The 20,582-nt window shown below is 34.0% G+C and carries 16 protein-coding genes and 1 pseudogene; 5 read left to right on the forward strand and 12 right to left on the reverse strand.

The window, feature by feature from the left end:
- Nucleotides 1-2: 2 nt before the first annotated feature.
- From HUE88_RS10900 to HUE88_RS10950, 12 genes and pseudogenes are all read right to left on the reverse strand, one after another.
- Nucleotides 3-2,165 (reverse strand): LPS-assembly protein LptD, encoded by a 2,163-nt coding sequence (locus HUE88_RS10900; RefSeq protein WP_194368955.1) that lies wholly within the window; start codon nt 2,163-2,165, stop codon nt 3-5.
- Entirely contained in the window at nt 2,158-2,607 is a 450-nt protein-coding gene (locus HUE88_RS10905; RefSeq protein WP_194368957.1) for an RDD family protein, read from the reverse strand. The genes HUE88_RS10900 and HUE88_RS10905 overlap by 8 nt, the downstream gene beginning before the upstream one ends.
- Nucleotides 2,608-2,619: 12 nt before the next feature.
- Nucleotides 2,620-3,885 carry a phosphoribosylamine--glycine ligase gene (gene purD / locus HUE88_RS10910; RefSeq protein WP_194368959.1) on the reverse strand — a complete coding sequence of 422 codons (1,266 nt, stop codon included), beginning with the start codon at nt 3,883-3,885 and terminating at the stop codon, nt 2,620-2,622.
- A 313-nt stretch (nt 3,886-4,198) separates the two neighbouring features.
- On the reverse strand, nt 4,199-5,968 hold the full coding sequence (locus tag HUE88_RS10915; protein ID WP_194368961.1) for a sensor histidine kinase: 1,770 nt from the start codon (nt 5,966-5,968) through the stop codon (nt 4,199-4,201).
- Between the two features lies 1 nt (nt 5,969).
- Nucleotides 5,970-6,332: a response regulator gene (locus HUE88_RS10920; protein WP_194368963.1), complete on the reverse strand. Its 363-nt coding sequence runs from the start codon at nt 6,330-6,332 to the stop codon at nt 5,970-5,972.
- Nucleotides 6,329-6,718 (reverse strand): CZB domain-containing protein, encoded by a 390-nt coding sequence (locus HUE88_RS14175; RefSeq protein WP_430733204.1) that lies wholly within the window; start codon nt 6,716-6,718, stop codon nt 6,329-6,331. Before HUE88_RS14175 ends, HUE88_RS10920 begins: the two co-directional genes overlap by 4 nt.
- 69 nt (nt 6,719-6,787) lie before the next feature.
- A pseudogene (locus HUE88_RS10925) lies at nt 6,788-7,654 on the reverse strand (methyl-accepting chemotaxis protein); the annotation flags it as partial.
- Between the two features lie 90 nt (nt 7,655-7,744).
- Nucleotides 7,745-8,380, reverse strand: coding sequence for a uroporphyrinogen-III synthase (locus HUE88_RS10930; protein WP_194368967.1), 636 nt, complete (start codon nt 8,378-8,380; stop codon nt 7,745-7,747).
- Nucleotides 8,381-8,399: 19 nt separating this feature from the next.
- On the reverse strand, nt 8,400-9,950 hold the full coding sequence (guaA, locus tag HUE88_RS10935; protein ID WP_194368968.1) for a glutamine-hydrolyzing GMP synthase: 1,551 nt from the start codon (nt 9,948-9,950) through the stop codon (nt 8,400-8,402).
- A gap of 95 nt (nt 9,951-10,045) precedes the next feature.
- Nucleotides 10,046-11,377 (reverse strand): sodium:proton antiporter NhaD, encoded by a 1,332-nt coding sequence (gene nhaD / locus HUE88_RS10940; RefSeq protein ID WP_194368970.1) that lies wholly within the window; start codon nt 11,375-11,377, stop codon nt 10,046-10,048.
- Complete coding sequence (gene nadB, locus HUE88_RS10945) at nt 11,374-12,822, reverse strand: L-aspartate oxidase (protein ID WP_194368972.1); 1,449 nt, start codon at nt 12,820-12,822, stop codon at nt 11,374-11,376. Before nadB ends, nhaD begins: the two co-directional genes overlap by 4 nt.
- Nucleotides 12,823-13,014: a hypothetical protein gene (locus HUE88_RS10950; RefSeq protein ID WP_194372719.1), complete on the reverse strand. Its 192-nt coding sequence runs from the start codon at nt 13,012-13,014 to the stop codon at nt 12,823-12,825.
- A gap of 57 nt (nt 13,015-13,071) precedes the next feature.
- On the opposite strand from HUE88_RS10950, the gene HUE88_RS10955 reads away from it, so the two are divergent.
- The 5 genes from HUE88_RS10955 to HUE88_RS10975 all read left to right on the forward strand — a co-directional run bounded on the left by HUE88_RS10955 (nt 13,072) and on the right by HUE88_RS10975 (nt 20,573).
- Nucleotides 13,072-13,443, forward strand: a complete 372-nt coding sequence (locus tag HUE88_RS10955) for a hypothetical protein (RefSeq protein WP_229860072.1) — start codon at nt 13,072-13,074, stop codon at nt 13,441-13,443.
- Complete coding sequence (gene uvrC / locus HUE88_RS10960; protein ID WP_194368976.1) at nt 13,421-15,223, forward strand: excinuclease ABC subunit UvrC; 1,803 nt, start codon at nt 13,421-13,423, stop codon at nt 15,221-15,223. The genes HUE88_RS10955 and uvrC overlap by 23 nt, the downstream gene beginning before the upstream one ends.
- Before the next feature lie 69 nt (nt 15,224-15,292).
- On the forward strand, nt 15,293-15,703 hold the full coding sequence (locus tag HUE88_RS10965; protein WP_194368978.1) for a PAS domain-containing protein: 411 nt from the start codon (nt 15,293-15,295) through the stop codon (nt 15,701-15,703).
- An 11-nt stretch (nt 15,704-15,714) separates the two neighbouring features.
- A complete protein-coding gene (locus HUE88_RS10970; RefSeq protein WP_194368980.1) occupies nt 15,715-17,391 on the forward strand; it encodes an Hpt domain-containing protein in 1,677 nt (558 codons plus the stop codon).
- The gene (locus HUE88_RS10975) at nt 17,391-20,573 is read left to right on the forward strand and encodes a hybrid sensor histidine kinase/response regulator (RefSeq protein ID WP_194368982.1); all 3,183 of its coding nucleotides are present in this window, start codon (nt 17,391-17,393) and stop codon (nt 20,571-20,573) included. Before HUE88_RS10970 ends, HUE88_RS10975 begins: the two co-directional genes overlap by 1 nt.
- The last annotated feature ends 9 nt before the right edge of the window (nt 20,574-20,582 follow it).

The raw sequence follows: 20,582 nt of genomic DNA on the forward strand, positions 1-20,582 counted from the left end.
AATCAATTCCCTTCTGAATCATCTGGTATTCTATAAACAAACTCAGATGATTTATTATTTGATGACATTATTGGTTTAAGTGCTATAGTAAAATAAATATATCTGTCATATATTGACCCTGACACTCCGTTTTGGTCAAGTATAGGTCTGTTGTTTTCAACATATCTAAGTCCAAAGTCCCAACATCTTTTCTTATACAAGAAGCCAAGCTCCATACTCTTTTTATAACCTTCTTCTAGGTCATAATCATATCTAAAATTATAAGCGTAGTGCTTATTATAATCATATTTCAAACTTGAAGTCATGTAACTTGTCTTATCAGCTCCTGGCAAAAAACTATTTTTATACATGTGAGACAGCGCTATATTGAAACCATTGCCATTAAAAGATATTTTATTAAAGTTTTTAGAAATATCTCTCTCGTTATAGTTATAAAACATATTGTTGTAATAATCAATGCTATCAGTAATCTTATAATCTAGTTCATTTTCAAGCTCTCCAATCCCGCCATTAGCATCCTCATATGAAATATTTTGTGATAATCTATGATATACAATCTGCTGACCGTCATCTGAATAAAGATACTGCGAGAAAAAGAGATTTAAATTCTCTTCTATGTCTGAAATATTATAAAATTCACAAATATCTTCGTTTTTATGAATATTTTGAGAACAGTAATCTTTTTGCTCATTATAGTAACCGTCTCTTGTCTCAGACCCACCGACAATATACTGAGAACCAAAATCCACTACATGAGTTAATTTATCATAAGCACGAGCAAGCTGAGAAGAGATAGAGAGTGAGTGTGAATTTCTTGCATACAAGCCGTCATTGTACACATTAGCAGTTGGAAGCTCCTCATTCCCCTTAAATCCAGTATATTGTGCATAAATATATGACTTATATGAAACATTTACATGTTCATCAAAGAGTGATGTCTGAAATGTTACAGGTATATTTATATCTGTTTGAGTTGCACTTTTACCAACTGCTCTAGAGTAGTTATTTGTTTTAATGTCAAGATTATATAAAAGATGATCTTTAAAAAGTGTGCTTAAATAACTGTGATACTGCAGTGACGGAAGGTTTTGAATAGTCTTTTCGTTACTCTCTTTTGTTAAATCTTTATAGTACTTGAAATATGCACCAAAATAGTCTGTATCATTATTGTAAAATATATTGATTCTTGAAATAACCTGCGTTGCAGTTGAAGTTAATGTACTGTCACTTGTAGATAAATTTATATATTCTACGTCGTTCATATCATTTATATCGACATGTATTCCAGACTGACCTTTTAAATTAGCCGAGAACCACTGATTTATAACATCAGTGTTGACATAATTAAAATTAAACCCATAATGAGTCTCATTTGCCAAATCATTTTCAAGAAAATAATCACCTTTCTCTTTAAAATAACCGACTACCAAACTTCCTTTAGAGACTCTACTGTCAACAAACCTGAATGTAGAGTATATGCCTGAGCCACGCTGATTTCTAATCTGAGGTTTCAACTCTAAATCCCACCAATTTTGCTCGGCAATAAAAAGTGCCTGCTCATAGTAGAACCCTTCATTATTTGAATATCCGAACATTGGAGGTAAAACTCCTGTTCTTCTGGTTGTATCTAGTGAATATCCAAAGTATGGGGTGTAAAAAACCGGAATATCATAGATATATAGTCTCGCATTATAGAGACTTAGCCACATTGTGTTTGTATTGTATTCAGATGATGTAAACTCCATTTTCCAGAGTGGATTGTCTGGGTCGCAGCCACTCGTCACACCGGAGGTAATCTCTATTTCATCATCTTTTGCATAACTCTTAGCTCCGCTAATCCAGACATTTGATGTTTGTTCTGACATATAAAACGGCTTAAAAGTTCTCTCTTTGTTTGCTATATTTAACTTTGCATAATCTCCTAGCAACTTTATGTCACTTCCTTGTGTTGCACGAATATTTCCAAATAACTCCAACTCACCGCTATTTCTGTCATAGACGGCTCTTTGAGCAGTTAAATGAGACTCTTTATAAATTACTATAACCTCTCCGTAAGCCTTTACAACATTATCCTTGGTGTCCATTTTAGTAGCATATACTTCAACTTTATCATCACCGTTTAGGTAAGGGATAAAAAGTATAAATAAAATGAGGATTTTAAGCATTTACAACCAAAGTCTTAGCAGTTTTATCATGCCAAGTTTGACGGGAAGGGTCCATCATCCCCCAAACAAATCCCAGATAAAAAAACATTTCGCTAATCACCCTAACTATAGCACGGTTAAGAGCGCTTATTACATTTGGAGCTTGAAGTGTTTTTATTTCTATTACTCTTATTTTCATAGCAATCTTACCTAAAGTTGCCCCATACTGTGTCACAAAAAAAGCCTGATAAAAAACTTTCATGGCCATATATTCCAAAACAAAAGTATTTGTCACTATTATCATCTCTTCCATTGTTTTAGCTTCAAAAAAAGAGTCGCCCAGAGCTATAATAAGTAAAAAAGAGAGCAGCATCTCGTCTATAAAAAAAGCCAATGCTCTTTTTTTAAATGTTGCAAGAGTTATATCTTCTCGGTGAAGTATATCCTGAATGTCGTTATTCACTTTTTATACTTCCTAAAGAGCTTGGTAAGCTATGTCTGTTCTTAGTTTTTTACCTGCAAAATGGACTTGACCACATCTTAGGTATGCCCTGTCTCTTGCCTCTCTAATACTATCCCCGACCCCTACACAGACCAGAACTCTTCCTCCGTCTGCATAAAGCTTCCCGTCAATCATGCTTACACCGGCATATGAGATATGAGTATATTTTTCAATCTCTTCATGGTGAGCATTGTCTACAATTATCTCTGCTGGAAGTGAGCTTTTATATGGATAATTTCCGCTTGCCATTACTACGCCAACAGCATACTGCTTTGAGAACTCTACTTTTATCTCGCCAAGTCTTTTTGTTGCAGCTTTATAGAACATGTCGCTCACGCTTGATGTCATAAGGGGCATAAGTATCTCACACTCTGGGTCACCAAAGCGAACGTTAAATTCCAGTGTAATGGGCTCTCCGTTTACAACCATTATTCCGATAAAAAGTACACCTTCAAAAGGTGCACCCTCTTTTTTCATCCCATCAAGCGTTGGACGGATTACTCTATCTCTTACTTTTTGGTATAGCTCTTCATCCACTAAAGGTGTTGGGGCATATGCACCCATTCCTCCCGTGTTTGGTCCTTCGTCATTATCTAAAAGTCTTTTATGGTCTTGTGCTGCTGGAAGCAGAATATAATCATCTCCATCACAAACTGCAAACATCGAAAGCTCATAGCCATCCAAAAATTCTTCAACAATAACTTTGAGTCCGGCATCACCAAAACTTTTTCCGCTTAACATCTCGGAAATTGCTATTTTTGCTTCATCATGACTTTGTGCGATGATTACACCTTTACCTCCACATAGTCCGTCAGCTTTTACAACAATTGGAGCAGTCAGAGTCTCGGTAAATTTAAAAGCATCCTCAATAGAAGCAGTTTCAATATAACGGGCAGTGGGGATATTGTACTTCGCCAAAAAGTTTTTCATATAAACTTTTGAACCCTCTAGCTGAGCGGCCTCTTTGCTTGGTCCAAAGATAACAAGTCCATTTGCTTTAAAAATATCAACAACGCCATCAACAAGGGGAGCTTCAGGGCCAACTATTGTTAAATCAATACCATTCTCTTTTGCAAATATAGCAAGTTCATTGTAATCTTTAATATCTAAGTTTGTCCCCAAGCTGCTCGTTGCGCCATTTCCAGGTTGAAAAAATATCTCATGAGCTTCAGCTTCATTTCTAATTGCACGGGCTATAGAGTATTCTCTACCACCATTGCCTAATATTAAAATCTTCATTTCTATACTCCATAGTGATTAAAAAAATATTTATTTAAATTATAAAAAATAAACTAAACAAATACTTTGGAAAATAAGCCCGAGTAGCCGTCTCGCATTTGGCTTGGTTCTAAAAGCCGAATTTGGGCGAAGAGAGAACTCTTTAAAGGCGGCATTATCTCGACAGAGTTAACGTATCTCAAACGATAGCACCGACACATAAGAAAAACTACCTGTTCGCGGTTTGAATATGTAGAACCCTCATTATTACGATATGTCGAACTACCCAGACTATAAATGGATTATACTAAAAATTACTTGATTTTTTTATGAATTAGGCTTTTGGAAGAGTTATTTTGAATATTGCTCCATCTTTATCATTGTAAGCATCTATATCTCCTTTTTGGTCAAGCACAATTTTCTTGGCTATGCTTAAACCTATTCCCATTCCACCTTGAGGTTTGCTTGAGACAAACGGCTCAAAAATATTATTTAAAATTTCTGCATCAATGCCACCAGCGTTATCTTTAAAAGTTACAATAATATTTTCATCTTCTTCTTTACAATCTATAAAGAGCTCTCTATCATCGTAAGACTCTTTTTTCTGCAGTTCATCAAGCGCATTATTTACCATAACAACCCAAACCTGCTCTATTCTCTGCTCTTGGACATTGGATAAAAACACAAACTCTTTCATATTAAAACTAAGATTAAACTCTTTTTTATTTAAATATATTTTACTTATATATTTTGAGCGATTATAGGCCATTACCAAAGATACCGCAATCGTATTATAAATATTTACAACCTCAGAACTCTCCTTTGTATGTTGAGACATTTCTCTCATGGATTCAATTATTGTTGCAATTTTTGCTACTCCGCTGCTTACATGTACAAAATCTTCCAAAAGGTTTTTCTTTGCGGTTGAATCTTCGAGATCTTCTAAATCCATTTTCATCATCTCAACATTGCCCTTAATATAAGTTAAAGGGGTATTTATCTCATGTGTTATTCCCGCTGAGAGCTGCCCAATAACACTGAACTTAACATCTCTCATTCTTGCTTCTTCATGCTCTTTTGCCAAAGTCATATTTTTTATAACCTCATTGTTGAGAAGAGGGACGAGTTCGCCAACTCTTCGCTCCAGGTATGCCTCTTGCTCTTCGTGCCTTGTTACATTAACCATGGCACAAATGTAGCCATTATATTTTCCATCTTTTTTTATAACTGTTTTAAAAAATTCATATATAACCGTTTTGTTACCTCTTGAATTATATATCTCTTTATAATGAATATTGTCACAGCTTAAAAGCTCCAAATCTTTTTTTGCGTGAACATTTGCTAAATACTCCGGTAAGATATCATCTGTTTTCTTGTTGACTATTTCATTTTTATCTGCATTAGTAAGTCCCGCATAGGCATTGTTGCACTCAATATATACATTTTGTTTGTTTTTTACAAATATAGGTAAAGGAACAGCATCTAAAACTGTTTGCAATCGCTCCAAATTTTCACTTAATGTCTTATTTAATTTTTTGATTTTTTGTGTATGTTTTAGCGCTACATTGAGTAAAATCAACATTGTTAACAGTACAACAAGAAGCATAATATGTGAAATTTGTTTATTTTTTTCCAAATCAACTACCTCATTGGAGATTGACAATGAAACTATATATCTTTGAGTATTATTCATTTTTATAAATGTCAAAAAGTACCATAGTTTGTCTATGTTCACTTTATCTACAAAAATATCTTTGTCTTTAATTTTGTTTGAGATTTCTATTTGCTGTTTTTTGTCTATTTTATCGTTAAGCACGCCAAGAATATCTGAGTCAAAAATATTTGGGGAGTTTTTTTCAAAATATACTAACATATATTTATCTTTTAATATCTCTTGCATCTCTATTAAAAGGTTCTCCATGCCCTTGTAATTTTCAGGATGTTTAACATTTAAAAGATCAAATATATTTTTTTTTGAGACTCTTTCGTGTTCAATATACTTTTCAAGACTTATGCTGTATACATGATTGATAAAAAGCGAGGTTGGAACATAAAAGAGTATTGAGAATATAAAAAGTATGCCATATCTTCTAAATTCACTCATATTATTTTGCAAGTACCTCATCAATTTTTTTACTTATAGCATCAAGAGAGCTAAATGGTTTCATTAAGTAGTGCTCAGCTCCTTGTCTGTGCGCCTCTAAAACCTTATCCAAAGTAGAATATGCAGTCATCATAATAACTTTAATATCTGGGCATTTCTCTTTTATCTTTGGTAAAAGCTCAAGTCCATTTATTTGTGGCATCATTATGTCAAGTAAAATAACATCCGTGGAGTTGCTTATGCTGTCCAACGCATTTAACGGGTTATTATAAGTTTTAACGCTATTGTTTTTATCTCTTGATAAGTATTTATCTATCATTGACAAAATTTCTATTTCGTCATCTATTACTACAATATTAATCATTTTCTTCCTTTTTCAAATAAATCAACGACGGCAGATTTCATTTGTTTGTTTGCTTTTTGTTCAACCATCTCATCAAGATATTTAAAAACATCCAAAGAGGCATCCTCTATCTCTTGAACCATATTCTCTATTTTTCCATTAGAACACACTTCTTGAGTGCCGGAACACTCCTCAGCCACTCTGTTTGCAACACTATGGACTATTGAGTGCGGAATCTCCAGTTTTGAGTAAGCACTTGTATCTTCAAACTCTTTTTTACCAGAACCTTCACGATACCATTTGCCTAGTCTGCAGTTATTATGATCAACTTTATTAAAACTATTTTCTTCTCCGAAGATAAGTGCAAATACATTGTTTTTATAAATAACATGGTCTATTTTGGCCAATGAAACAAATATTTTATTACTTATATGGTCAATTTCATAGACACTTCTTGATGAGTTTCGCTCAAAAGAGATTATCTTATTTTTTAGTAGCTCTATTTTTTCTTTTGTTTTTTGTAAAATATCGCTTGTCGCTTCAACACTCTCCTGAGCAGAAGAGCTCTCCTGCTGCATAGCACGAACAACAATCGATATATCTTTTGTAGCAATTTGTGTTTTTTCTGCAAGCTTGCGTACTTCATCTGCTACAACAGCAAATCCACGCCCATGTTCCCCTGCTCTTGCTGCTTCTATTGCCGCATTTAAGGCTAACAAATTTGTTTGATCTGCTATATCTTCTATAAGATTTACAACGTTAGAGATTTCATTAGATCTTGTACTCAAAGATTCTGTATTTCCTCTGGTAGCCTCCATATTTTCTGATAAAAAGTCCATATTGCCAACAGACTCCATTATAAGATTTAGACCATCTTTTGACTCTAGTGCAATTACTGATGACTCTTCTTTCATCTGCTCTAGTTCACTTAGCATACCTGAATATGTTTTTTGAGAATCTTGCAGGGCGTAATTGATTGATTTTTGGCGTTTAGACATTATCGTACTGTCCTTTGCACTTTTAATATCAGTTTTAACGATGCTGTAAAGTGTCCCTCCGTTTGATAGAGGAAGAGATTTAACATTCCCACTGCAATTACTTACATTAATGTTCTTGTTTCCTCTTTTAAGCTCCGTCAAGAGTGCATTTTCATCTTTTATCATCTCTTTGGCTAAACTATTTTTATTAGTAATCTCCCCGCTTGATGAGACTGATACAATCATCTCCTCTTGTGAAAATCCAAAAGTTTCTTTATAAAACTCTAACTCTTTTTTCATAGATAGGATCTCTTCTTCTAAAGCTTTTATCTCTTCATTATGTTTTTTACTTGATGAGAAAAACATTTAACAACCTTTAATTTTGTATTGGACTATAATTTTGAGCCATTATATTAGAATAAATTATAAAAGTTTCTTAAAGTTTGTTAAAATATGTTACACCTCTAAAGCTAACTCTATACAACTTTCAATAGATGTTTCTTCTGATATTTGATACTCGATATTTTTTGGTATTGACTTTGCCGTAGTTTTACCAATAACTATAACCTTTAAATCCGAAGTTATTGTATGAGTTTTCAAAAAACACTCCACTGATGATGGAGATGTGAAAATTAGAGTGGCACTCTTTTGTACATGTAGATTTAGTATTTCTTCTGAGCACTCGCTTACATAGAGTATCTTTTCATCTATTTTATAGTCGTTTTTTTTAGCTACTTGTGCAAAATTTGAAGCTACTGTTTGTGCTCTTAAATATAGCCATTTAGTCTCTTTTGAAAACTCTTCTATTTTTTCAAGCAACCCATCTCCGTACCCCTCTTTTGCAGTTACAATACTGCCGCCAATACTTTTATATTCCATTGCTGTTTTAGCAGATACGCAAAGTGCTCGGAGATGAATAAAATCTTTTTTATCATATTGTTCCAGAGCTTTTATTGCTTGTTTTGAGGTTATTATTAGGTAGTCGTATTTTGTAAAATCTATAGATGGATTTAAATATCTAATATTTAAAGAATTGATACATGTAGCTTTGGGATGAGAGGAAGTTGAGAAGAGATAAATTTGTCTTGACATGAAAATAGAGATTAAATCTCTACTCCCACTCAATAGTTGCTGGTGGCTTACTACTAATGTCGTAAACTACCCTGTTTATACCATCTACTTCATTGATAATTCTTCTTGATATTCTCTCTAGTAAATCATGTGGAAGATGAGCAAATGTTGCTGTCATTCCATCAACAGCTTCTACTACTCTAACACAAATAGTATTGTCATAAGTACGGTTATCTCCCATTACACCAACAGATTTTACATTTAATAAAACTGCAAATGCTTGCCATGTTTTAGCGTAGTATCCACTAGCTTTTAATTCGTCTAGTAAAATAACATCAGCTTCACGCAAAATAGTTAAATCAGGAACATTTACATCACCCATGATTCTAATAGCTAAACCTGGTCCAGGGAATGGATGACGGTTAATCATACCTTCTGGAAGACCAAGCTCTAGTCCAATTTTACGAACTTCATCTTTAAATAGTTCACGAAGAGGTTCTATTAGCTCAAAATCCATCCAATCTGGTAAACCGCCGACATTATGGTGAGACTTAATAACTTCAGATGGACCATTTACACTTATTGACTCAATAACATCCGGATAAAGTGTCCCTTGAGCTAAAAACTTTATACCATCGTGTTTTTTAGCCTCTTTTTCAAACTCTTCTATGAAAGTATGGCCAATTATTTTTCTCTTTTCTTCCGGATCGCTAATACCTGCTAGTTTGCCAAGAAAGTTATCGACAGCATCAACAGTAATCAGAGGAGTTTTTAGATTGATTTTAAAAACCTCTTCTACTTGTTCTCTTTCACCTTTTCTTAAAAGACCATTATCTACAAATACCGGAATTAGCTGGTCACCAATCGCTTCATACAGCATAGCAGCAACAACGGAGCTGTCAACACCACCGCTTAATCCACAAAGAACTTTTCCAGTTCCAACTTTTTCACGGATAATTTTTATTTGCTCTTTTAAGAAGTGCTCCATCTTCCATTTTTCAGTTACTCCACAAATATTTCTTGCGAAGTTACGAAGCATTAGGTAACCCTCTTCAGAGTGCTGAACTTCAGGGTGATACTGCATAGCGTAAACACGCTTTTCTTCATTTGCAATTGCTGCATAAGGTGAATTAGCAGATGTCGCTATAGGAGCAAAACCCTCTGGAAGCACATCAACTTTGTCACTATGACTCATCCAAACTACGCGACCATCATCACAATCAGCCAGAAGAGGGGAACATTTTTCGTCAATATTATTAATAGTAAGTTCAGCTTTGCCGTATTCATGGTGGCTAGAGCGGATAACGCTACCGCCAAAATCAACAGCAATTCTTTGCATACCGTAACAAATACCTAAAATTGGGATACCCATAGCGTAGACACCTTGGTCAACCACATAAGCGTCTTTGTTATAAACAGATGATGGGCCACCGCTAAGGATAACACCTTTTGGGTTCTTTGCTTTAATATCTTCTACTGGTGTATGGTAAGGGAGAATTTCACAATAAATTTTATCTTCACGAAGACGACGAGCTATAAGTTGTGTGTACTGAGAACCAAAATCTAATACGATAATGCTAACATTTGTCATGTTAATGCCTTTAATAAGAGTGTTTTGAGGTGCCAAAAATGGCTTTGAGAGGGAATGTACCCTTTTCACATGGTGAAAGGATACAATAAGTTAGATTAATATTTGATATATAGACCTAATACTTCAAATTGGAGATACCATACAGCGACAGACACAAAGTAACCTATAACTATCGTCCAAGCAAATTTCATATGTGAACCAAAAGTATAGATTCCATGAAGTTTACCCATAACACCAACACCGGCTGCAGAACCAAAACTAATCATAGAGCCACCAACACCAGCTGTAAGTGTAACTAGCATCCATTGAGCTAATGGAATATCTGGAGAGGCTTTTAGTACCGCTGACATAACTGGAACGTTGTCTACGATTGCTGATATAAAACCAACTCCAATATTTACATAAGTTGGATCAAACATTGTGTAAAGTTCTGCTGCATGAGTCAAGAAACCAGCAAAGTGAAGTGCGCCAACAGCTGCTAATATACCAAAGAAAAACAGTAATGTATCATTCTCTATTTTTGAAACAGATTTGTATATCTGAATATCATGGTCATGGTGCTTCTTAAGTTTAATAGCGTAAAGCTGTAAAAGAGAAAGACCAAATAGCATTCCCCACATAGGAGGTAAATGCATAACTTGTTTTCCAACTACTGCTAAAGCGATAGTTAATACACCTAGTCCTATAATAACTTCACCACCATGGTGAATATGAACCGGCTCAGCATTCTCAACTCTTTTTGGATGTCCCTCTGGAACAAATTTGCTTAGCAAAAATGCTGTAATTCCCCAACCAATAATAGATGCCGGAAACAAAAACAAAAAGTCTATAAAGTGTCCTTTTCCTGATGACCATGCCATTAAAGTTGTAATATCACCAAATGGAGACCAAGCGCCACCAGCGTTTGCTGCGACTACAATATTTATAGCTGCTGGAACCAAGAAAGCCTTGTTGTCTCTTTCTATTGTTATTAAAACAGTAGAAAGAATAAGAGCTGTGGTTAAGTTATCCGCTACTGGAGAGATAAAAAATGCTAAAATACCAGTTACCCAAAAAAGTTTTTTGTAATCGTACCCTGCTAAAATAAGCTTCTCTTTTAGTGAATCAAAAACATTTCTCTCTATAAGTGCCTCAATAAAAGTCATGGCAACAAACAAGAAGAAGAAAATTTCTGCTATTTCTAATATTAAATGAGCTATTTCTGCATCAAATGGTGCAAAATCCAAGCCATTATATGCATAATATGCGCCTAATAGCATAAACAAAAAAGTACCTGTAAATAAAGCAGGTTTTGCCTTATTTATTTCGTATTTTTCTTCTGCTGCTATAAAATAGTAACCTATTACAAATATTGCTAATAAAAGCCAACCAAATGGTTCTACTGCAAGATCAACTGCATGCACTCCTGTTCCTGGTCCTGTTATCATTCTTTCTCCTCAATCATTGTGTGTACTCCAATAGACTTACCTCTAGAGAGTGCGTGAGTAACCATCTCTCTTGCTGTAAGTAAACGAAATTTCAGAAGTTTACCAATATTTTCTTTTAAAAGAGCATTGATTTGCTCCAATGCATGATTTAATCCCTCTTTTGTTCTAACAATTGAAACATTTTCCCACATAATCTTACGAAGCAGATTCTTCTTCTCTTTGTCCTCTGGAAGACTCATTACCTCATCACTAACGGCGAACTCTACAAAGCTCTTCTTGCTTGATGAGTTTAAGATAGATAAAGATGCCCTTTTTGCAAAAACTAAACCCTCTAGAAGTGAATTCGATGCCAATCTATTTGCTCCGTGAACTTTTGTAGATGCAACTTCACCCACGGCATAAAGTCCTTTTACGCTCGGTACTCTTCCATACAAATCACTCTTTATACCACCTATGGCATAATGAAAAGCCGGAGATATCGGCACTCTTTGAGTCGGAACATCAAAACCTAAATCTTGTAAATTTTTAAATATATTTGGAAATCTAAGTGTAAAATAGTGGTATTCAAAATTACTGATATTAAGATATGTTTTAAGACCTGTTTCTTTACTGTAGTCATAAATAGATTTGCTGACTATATCTCTAGATGCCAACTCACCTCTCTCATCATAATCAAATAAAAATCTTCTTCCATACTCATCTTCCACCGTTGCACCCTCACCACGAAGAGCTTCTGTCAATAGAAGCTTTTGTGCATATTCACTTTTTACAAAAACAGTTGGGTGAAACTGCATCATCTCCATATGTTCAAGTTCTATCCCCTTCATAACACAAAGACCCTGCATATCTGCACTTATACAAGGGGCATTTGTATGATACTCGTACAGCGAACCTACTCCGCCACTTGCCAGTATCACACTGTCGGCATAAATATTTCTGCTCTCTCTATGATCAAGAACTGTTACTCCATAGCATTCACCATCTTTTATAAGCAGGTCAACTACTCTAGCATCGCCAAGCATGGGATGCGGATTTTGTGAGAGCAAAAAGTGGTGCATATGTCTTCCGGTTGCATCTCCGCCAGCATGTAATATACGATTTTTTGAATGTGCGGCCTCTTTAGTATATAAAAGATTTCCGTTCTCATCACTATCAAATTCAAATCCGAGTTTTATGAGGTTATCAATAGCTTCTCTTGAGTTTTCACTTAAAGTTCTTACAGCCTCCACATCACAAAGTCCAGCCCCTGCATCAAGTGTATCTTTTACATGTAGCGGTATATCATCACTATCAACTGCTAATGCTATACCACCTTGAGCGTAAAAACTATTACACTTAAATGTTTCTCTCTTATTTATTATTAGAACTTTTTTATCACGTGGCAGATGCAATGCAGCATAAAGACCAGCTACTCCAGCACCAACTATTATTACATCGTATTTCATCTATTGTCCGTTAATACTTTCGTTACTATCATGGCTTGGCTTTTTAATGATGAACTTTACATTTTCATCGCTTTGCGGTGCTTCTTCTAAATAGTATGGATCTGCTTTATGTCCACACCCACTAAAACTTAACAAAAACATTGCTATAATTGCTATATGAAAAACGCTAGTCAAATTATTAATTCTATTCAAAGTAGACCTCAATTTTCTAAACTCTCCTATTATAAGTGTGTTAACACGGTCAAATCTATGTTTACTCCACCGGTACAGAAGATGATAAACTTTGCTTACATAAAGAATAGTACTCTATTTTTTGTATTTAATCACCCTGTTGGCAAACAAGAATTTGATAATAATATACAAAGTATTAAATCTGCTTTAAATTTTTACAAGCCCGAGGAGTGTATGGAGTCTGGTGAGACTCTTTTTACTGATATTAAAGCTTTTGTAACACACTCCCCTAAAAAACCGATACAAGAGTTTAAAGAGGTAAAACAAGTCTACAAAGAGCGTGCATCCGGAAATCTAGATGTAGAGATAAAAAATGAAAAACTAAACGAACTGCTCCGCTCTATTCAAGATATTATAAAAGCTAAAAATGAATCTCAAAGAGACAATTAAACAACTGCCGGATTCTGCCGGTGTTTACCAATATTTTGACATAAATGGACATTTGCTTTACATTGGAAAAGCAAAGAGTCTCTCAAAGAGAGTAAGAAGTTATTTTAGTTTTACCCCTACTCTAAAAGCTAAGCAAAACCTATCTCTTAGAATCACAAAAATGATAGACCAGACAGCTTCTTTAAACTATATAGTTGTTAACAGTGAGCATGATGCACTTATTTTAGAAAACTCACTTATAAAACAGCTAAATCCAAAATACAACATCTTACTTCGTGATGACAAGACTTACCCATATATATATGTGGACAATTCACTGGATTTTCCAAGATTTGAGATAACAAGAAAAGTGATTCAATCATCAAGTATCAAGTATTATGGGCCATACTCTGTCGGTGCCAAAGATATTTTAGACTCTGTGTATGAAATTTGTAAACTTGTACAGAAAAAAAATTGTCTAAAATCAAAAAAATTATGCCTCTATTATCAGATAGATAAATGTCTTGGACCATGTGAGCTTGATATTTCACCAGCAGTATATAAAAAAGAGCTCGATTTGGCGACAGAGTTGATTTTAAACAAAAAAACTCTTATAAAAAAACTTCAAGAGAGAATGTCTTTTTATGCTGAGGAACTTCGTTTTGAGGAGGCAGGAGAGCTAAGAGACCGCATAGAAACAATAGGTCGTTCCGAGATTAAAAGTGAGATTGACTTTGCAAGTGATGAAAATTACGATATTTTTGTCCTTCAAAACACAACAAACAGAGCCGTTATTCTTAGAATATTTATGAGAAACGGTAAAATTATCTCATCATCACATGACTACATACAACTTAACGAAGGTTATGATGAGGATGAAATCTACCAAAGAGTATTAATGGAGTTCTACAAAGATGAAAAGCCACCAATAATAGCTCCTATCTTAGTGGCACATAAGTTTCTACATGTAGAAATAATTGAGGAGCATTTAAGTAAAATCTTTGGACAAAAAGCAGAAATTAAAGTACCGCTCAGAGGTGACAAAAAGCACTTGATAGAGTTAGCTATTTTAAATGCGAAAGAGTTGCTAAAAAAAGAGATTAGTGAGAGCAACTCTAAAATATTGTCTGAGATTAAAGAGCTTTTTTCTTTGCAAAGAGTTCCAAACCGTGTAGAAATTTTTGACAACTCTCACATGTCAGGGGTTGCAACAGTGGGTGCCATGGCAGTTTATGAAAATGGCAAGTTTGATAAAAAAGGGTATAGAACATATCACCTTCAAGCAAAAGATGAATACTCCCAAATGAGAGAGACACTCACCAGAAGAGTGGAGAGATTCTTTAAAAATTCACCTCCTGATTTGTGGGTTTTAGATGGTGGAGCTACTCTGCTGAAATTAGCTACTGAAATTCTGGAATCAAATGGGATATTTTTAGATGTTATTGCAATTTCAAAAGAGAAAATAGATGCCAAAGCCCATAGAGCAAAGGGGAAAGCAAATGATATATTACATACAAAAGATGATATTTTCAGACTAAAAAATAGCGACAAAAGACTCCAGTGGGTTCAAAATTTAAGAGATGAGGCCCATAGATGCGCAATAGGTTTTCATAAAAAAACAAAGTTAAAACTTGACAAAGAGAGTAAACTTTTAACTTTAAAAGGGATATCACAAGCAAAAATAGTAAAATTGCTTAATCATTTTGGGACATTTGAGTTATTAAAAGAATTAACCATTGATGAGATTAGTTCTGTATTAAACAAAAAAGATGCAGAAATCATTAAAAATATTTATAACTAAGTTTTTTTTTAAACTATTAATGATATATTTAGCGCAATTTATGACACTTTCCATTATTAAAGGTTTTTTATGAACAAAGTTGTACCAGTAGATGAAGAGTATATCTTCGAAGGTAGAGTTGCAATAAGTCAAACAGACCTAAAAGGTGTTATTACCTTTGTAAATAGAAAATATAGTGAGATTTCTGGATATACAGTTTCTGAACTAGTAGGTAGTAACCAAGATATAATAAGACATCCCGATGTTCCTAAATCTGTGTTTCTTAAGATGTGGGAAAATATTAGTAGCGGTCAAGTTTGGAATGGTCTAATTAAAAATATGCGCAGAGATGGTCAATTTTATTGGGTTGATGTGGAACTAGCTCCTATTTTAGATGAACAAAAAAACATAACAGGCTATATTTCAGTAAGCAAGCCTGCACCCAGAAAGAACATTATTGAAAAAGAAAAACAATATAGACAAGAAAACAATACAAAATAAAAGGTCGATGTATGCTAATTTATAATTATAAAAAAGAATTTTTAGGAATTGATGCTAATGATTTAGAGATACTTGGTCTGTCAACTTTGGCAGATCTTCGTAATGAAGCAGCTGACTTTGCGGATTTGTTTGTAAAAACACCCGGCTATATTCATAACTTCAAACATGTTCACTGGATAGACTACATCCTATGTGATGATGGGGGTGTAGGTTCAAAGGCAATAATACACGTTAAAGGAAAAAACTATACGACTATGATAGATATAAAAACAATTTATCTAGTCGACAATCCGTCCGAGAAAGCCTACATTATCAACTTATCCAATATCAGAGCTATCTCTCAAGCTCAAAGTGAAAAAATATCTGCCGACATACTTCAGAGACCTGCTCCTGCTAAAGCAACTGGGGCAATTAAGCTTATCACAACCCCTGGTTCTATAGTACACGATGAAAACGCGAACTTAGCACAAGAAGAGGTTATCCAAGCCTCTTTTGACCCATATGAAACATACTCTCCTGAATCAGAGCCTAATGCAGTGGTCGACATATATGAAAGTCAAATTTCAGAAGAAGACCTAAGCTCAGATGCACCGTTAGATATTGATTTTGACGAAGAGACCATAGATAACGAAGTTATTAAACCAGAAACAACCAAAGAGATTGCACAAACTCTTGAAAAGAAGTTGCCTGAATCTAAAAAAATTGTCGCTCCAGAAGATGACAATGGTGAATTTGCAGAGTATGTTTACAACCCTAAAGTAGCCTCTGAAGAGCTAGGATTACCTATTGATTTAATAGAAGAATTTATTCAGGATTTTATTGCTCAAGCCTACAGCTTCAAAGATGAACTATACAGATCTGTTGAGGATTCAGATGCGAATAAGTTAAAAATTCAATCTCACAAACTTAAGGGTGTTGCTGCAAATTTACGAATTGAAGATGCATTAGATGCTCTAACTATAATGAATCATTCTGATGACTGGAGCGAGATTAAAGAAAAATTAGACACACTGTTCAAAATAATTGCTAAATTATCAAATAAAAATTTTGACGTGTCAGAAGATTTGAACAAAAGCACGATAGTTGAAGACGAGGAAGAAGATTTTGTTTTATCATTTAAAGAGGAACATGTCTCAAAACCTGAAATTGAGAAAATACCAGACAATAGTTTTGCCAATGATTTTTCTACTGATGCAATTGTAGATTCTGATGTTCCAGATAGCATTTCTGTTGCAGAGCTTGCTGATGATGAGTTTTTCAAATCAGAAATTAGCGGAAAAAACAATGAACTAATTGATGAGGACCTTTCAATTTTAGACAATGAGAGTGATATAAGTGAAGAAGATATTGAGAATGAAGCTTTAGACATAGCAATTACATACGACATGCAACGTGTAGCAAGTGACATTGGACTAGATTTAGACAGCTTCAAAGAGTTATTTGAAGAGTATATAAATGAATCTCATGAATTATTACATACAATTATTGATTCAATTGAAAAAAACAATCTAGCTGGATGTAAAAGTTCCGCTATTAAACTAAAAGGAATGAGCGATAACATGAGAATTCATAAGTTCGATAATGAACTAGATTCGATTATAAACTCTACTGACATCGGCAATATTAAAGGTTTTGCCGAGAGTGTAATATCAAAGCTAAATCAGATTTCTAATTTGGAGAACAAATAATGCAATTTGGGCTAAAAAACAGACTAAGACTAATCAGTCTTTTACCAATCATAGCATTATTTGCTATGACGAGTTTTTATGTTTATAATTCATATATTGAGTATAAAGCTGCTCAACAACTACAAGATAGACTAGACCAAAACAGATATCTAAATGATGTTATTGGAAATATTGCTCGTGAGCGTGGGATGAGCGCTATGGAGCTTGGGAATAAGACAGGAAATATTCTAAAATCTCTAAATGAGCAGAGAAAAATTGTTGATTTAAAAGTTGCTAAATATCTAGAGCATTCAAGAGATAATAAACTCTTACATACTCATGATGATATTAGCAACGAATCAAAGTGCATCGCGTGTAGCAACATAGAAACCGTTTCTGAGTCTATGGCTAAAATAAACTTAGTCAGACCTCTAGTCGATGAGGGAAATATAGAGTTTAATGAAATGTTTATGGATACATATGTTGTTGTCCAAGAAAAATTTATTACTCAACTAGAACAAATTACTGAAAATCAAATAGATAAAGAGATTGGTGAACTATACACTCTCTATATGACAATGATTAATGCTAAAGAGGCAACTGGAATTGAGAGGGGATACATATCATATATTATTTCACGTTCCGCTAAACTTATAGAAGATGACTTGAATAAATGGGTCTCTCTTATTGGAAAAGCCGATTCACTAAACTATGAACGGATGCAAAACAAAGAGTTAATTAAAAAGATGGATGCTATCTTTAAAAATGAAGAGAGCAAAGAGTTATTTGAAGATTTAAATACCGAGAGAACAGCAATTATTTCCGCTTCAGGCACTGGGGAGTATGAAATTACATCTGGTGTCTGGTTTACAATGCAATCAGAAAAAATAAATATTATTTCAAAAGCAGAAGACTTGCTTCTTGATTCTATGGTAACAAGATCTAAAAAAGTTCAAGAAGAATCTTTACAATTGCTAGTAATATCATTTACTATCTGGGTTGTGACAATAATACTAGCTACTCTTGGTTACATATTGGCAAATGAAATTGCTAAAAATATCAAAGAACTTGAAAATGTACTAAAAAGGGTTGCAGAAGATTCAGAATTAGATAATACAAAGATTAATCTTCAAACTTCTGAAGGTACCAATAGAGCTTATGAGTTACTTGAAGAGATTATCAAGCAAACGAAAAAAGATAAAGAGTCAGCTCAAGAGGCGAGTGAAGCGAAGTCCATGTTCTTGGCAAACATGTCACATGAAATTCGAACGCCTCTAAATGGTATTGTTGGATTTACGGAACTCCTAAAAGATTCTGGCTTACAAGATGAGCAAATTGAGTTTGTTGACATAATCGAAAAAAGTTCTGAGAACTTACTTGAAATTATAAATAATATTCTTGATCTTTCTAAAATAGAAAGCAACAAACTTGAAATTGAAAATATTGCCTTCAACCCTATTGTTGAGTTTGAGAGTGCAGTCGAAGTATATGGAGTAAGAGCGAGTGAAAAACACATAAACCTTGGTTGTTTTATAGATCCTCAACTTGAGTTCCCTTTAAAAGGAGATCCTACTAAAATCAAAGAAGTTATTATCAATCTTCTTTCAAATGCTGTTAAATTTACAAATAATGCCGGTTCTATCAATGTTAATATTAGAAAAGTTAATTCAGACAGCGTAGGTAAAACAAAAATTAAATTTGAGATTAAAGATAGTGGAATAGGCGTTTCAAGTGAGCAAAAATCTAGAATTTTTGAAGCATTTAGCCAAGCTGACACTTCCATTACTCGTAAATATGGAGGTACTGGTCTTGGACTTACTATCTCAAGCAGTTTCGTTGAGTTAATGGGTGGAAAGCTTGATTTGGAGAGCAAACCTGGAGAGGGCACCACTTTCTTCTTTACTATTGAGCTCGAAGATGTTGAAACACTCAATGAGAGTTCACAAAATAGTTTTAATAATTTAAATGCTCTTATATTAAGCGATTCCATAAAAATTAAGAAGCAGGATAAATACTTAAGAGAGTATCTTGATTATTTTGGAGTAGGATACACAACATTTAAAGACATCAGTAAAGTTTCTCTTCTTCAAAAAGATACAAACTATAACATTATATTCGTTGATTACGACTATGTAACAGATGAGATTCTTGCAGAGTTTGCAAAACTTCCTCAAGAGCTAATAGTTTTGACAAAATCTAACCTAATGAAGAAGATTGACAATATGGGTCTTAATATATTTAAGATTCTTTATGAGCCTCTACACTTCACAAAGCTTAAACTAACGCTTGAAAACTACTCTATGTTAAGAAAAGACAAGAATATTGTCGCAAAATTATCTCGTAAAAAATTCGATTCAGGGTCATCAAAATTTATTGCGAATGTTTTAGTCGCAGAAGATAATATAATTAATCAAAAACTTATACGCAGAACACTCGAAGATTTAGGACTAACAATAACAATTGCAAATAATGGTCTTGAGGCATTTCAAAAAAGAAAAGATGAAAAATTTGATTTGATTTTTATGGATATCCAGATGCCATTTTTAGATGGTGTTGAATCAACTGCTGAGATATTAGACTATGAAGAAGATTTTAATCAACCACACATACCAATAGTTGCTCTTACTGCGAATGCATTAAAAGGTGATAGAGAAAGATTTTTAGCCGCCGGCCTTGATGAATACACAACAAAACCTCTTGTTCGTTCAGAAATTATATCGGTGCTAAATCAATTTTTATTCGATCGCATAGTCGAATCTACTGACCAAATTCACACAAACACCACAGAGGTTAGCTTAGACGAATTACAAGAGGAAGAAGTAAATAAAGCACCAGAATACAGGGCTGACATACTTATTGCTAAAAAAAGCAACTTTGAAACAAAACTTTATACTAAAATCATTGAGAGCATGGATGGGTTAACTTATGAAGTTGCATCTTCAGCAATAGACTTTCAAGAGCTGATTCAAAACTATTCTTATAAAGTTGTTTTATTTGATAAAGAGTATGATGGCTTAGATGTAGCAGAGGTATCTTCGGCTGTTAAAGGGTTAATTGACTCTAGCGGATTGGATTCTCATATTGTACTTATAGATGATTCTGTTGAAAAAAATGGTGCTGTTCATGATAAACATGTAGATGAAATAGTTAAAAATGCTATGGATAGAGAGTTATTAAAATCTCTATTTATTAAATACGCTTAAAAGGTAAAA

Source organism: Candidatus Sulfurimonas baltica, assembly GCF_015265455.1.
Classification (GTDB): domain Bacteria; phylum Campylobacterota; class Campylobacteria; order Campylobacterales; family Sulfurimonadaceae; genus Sulfurimonas; species Sulfurimonas baltica.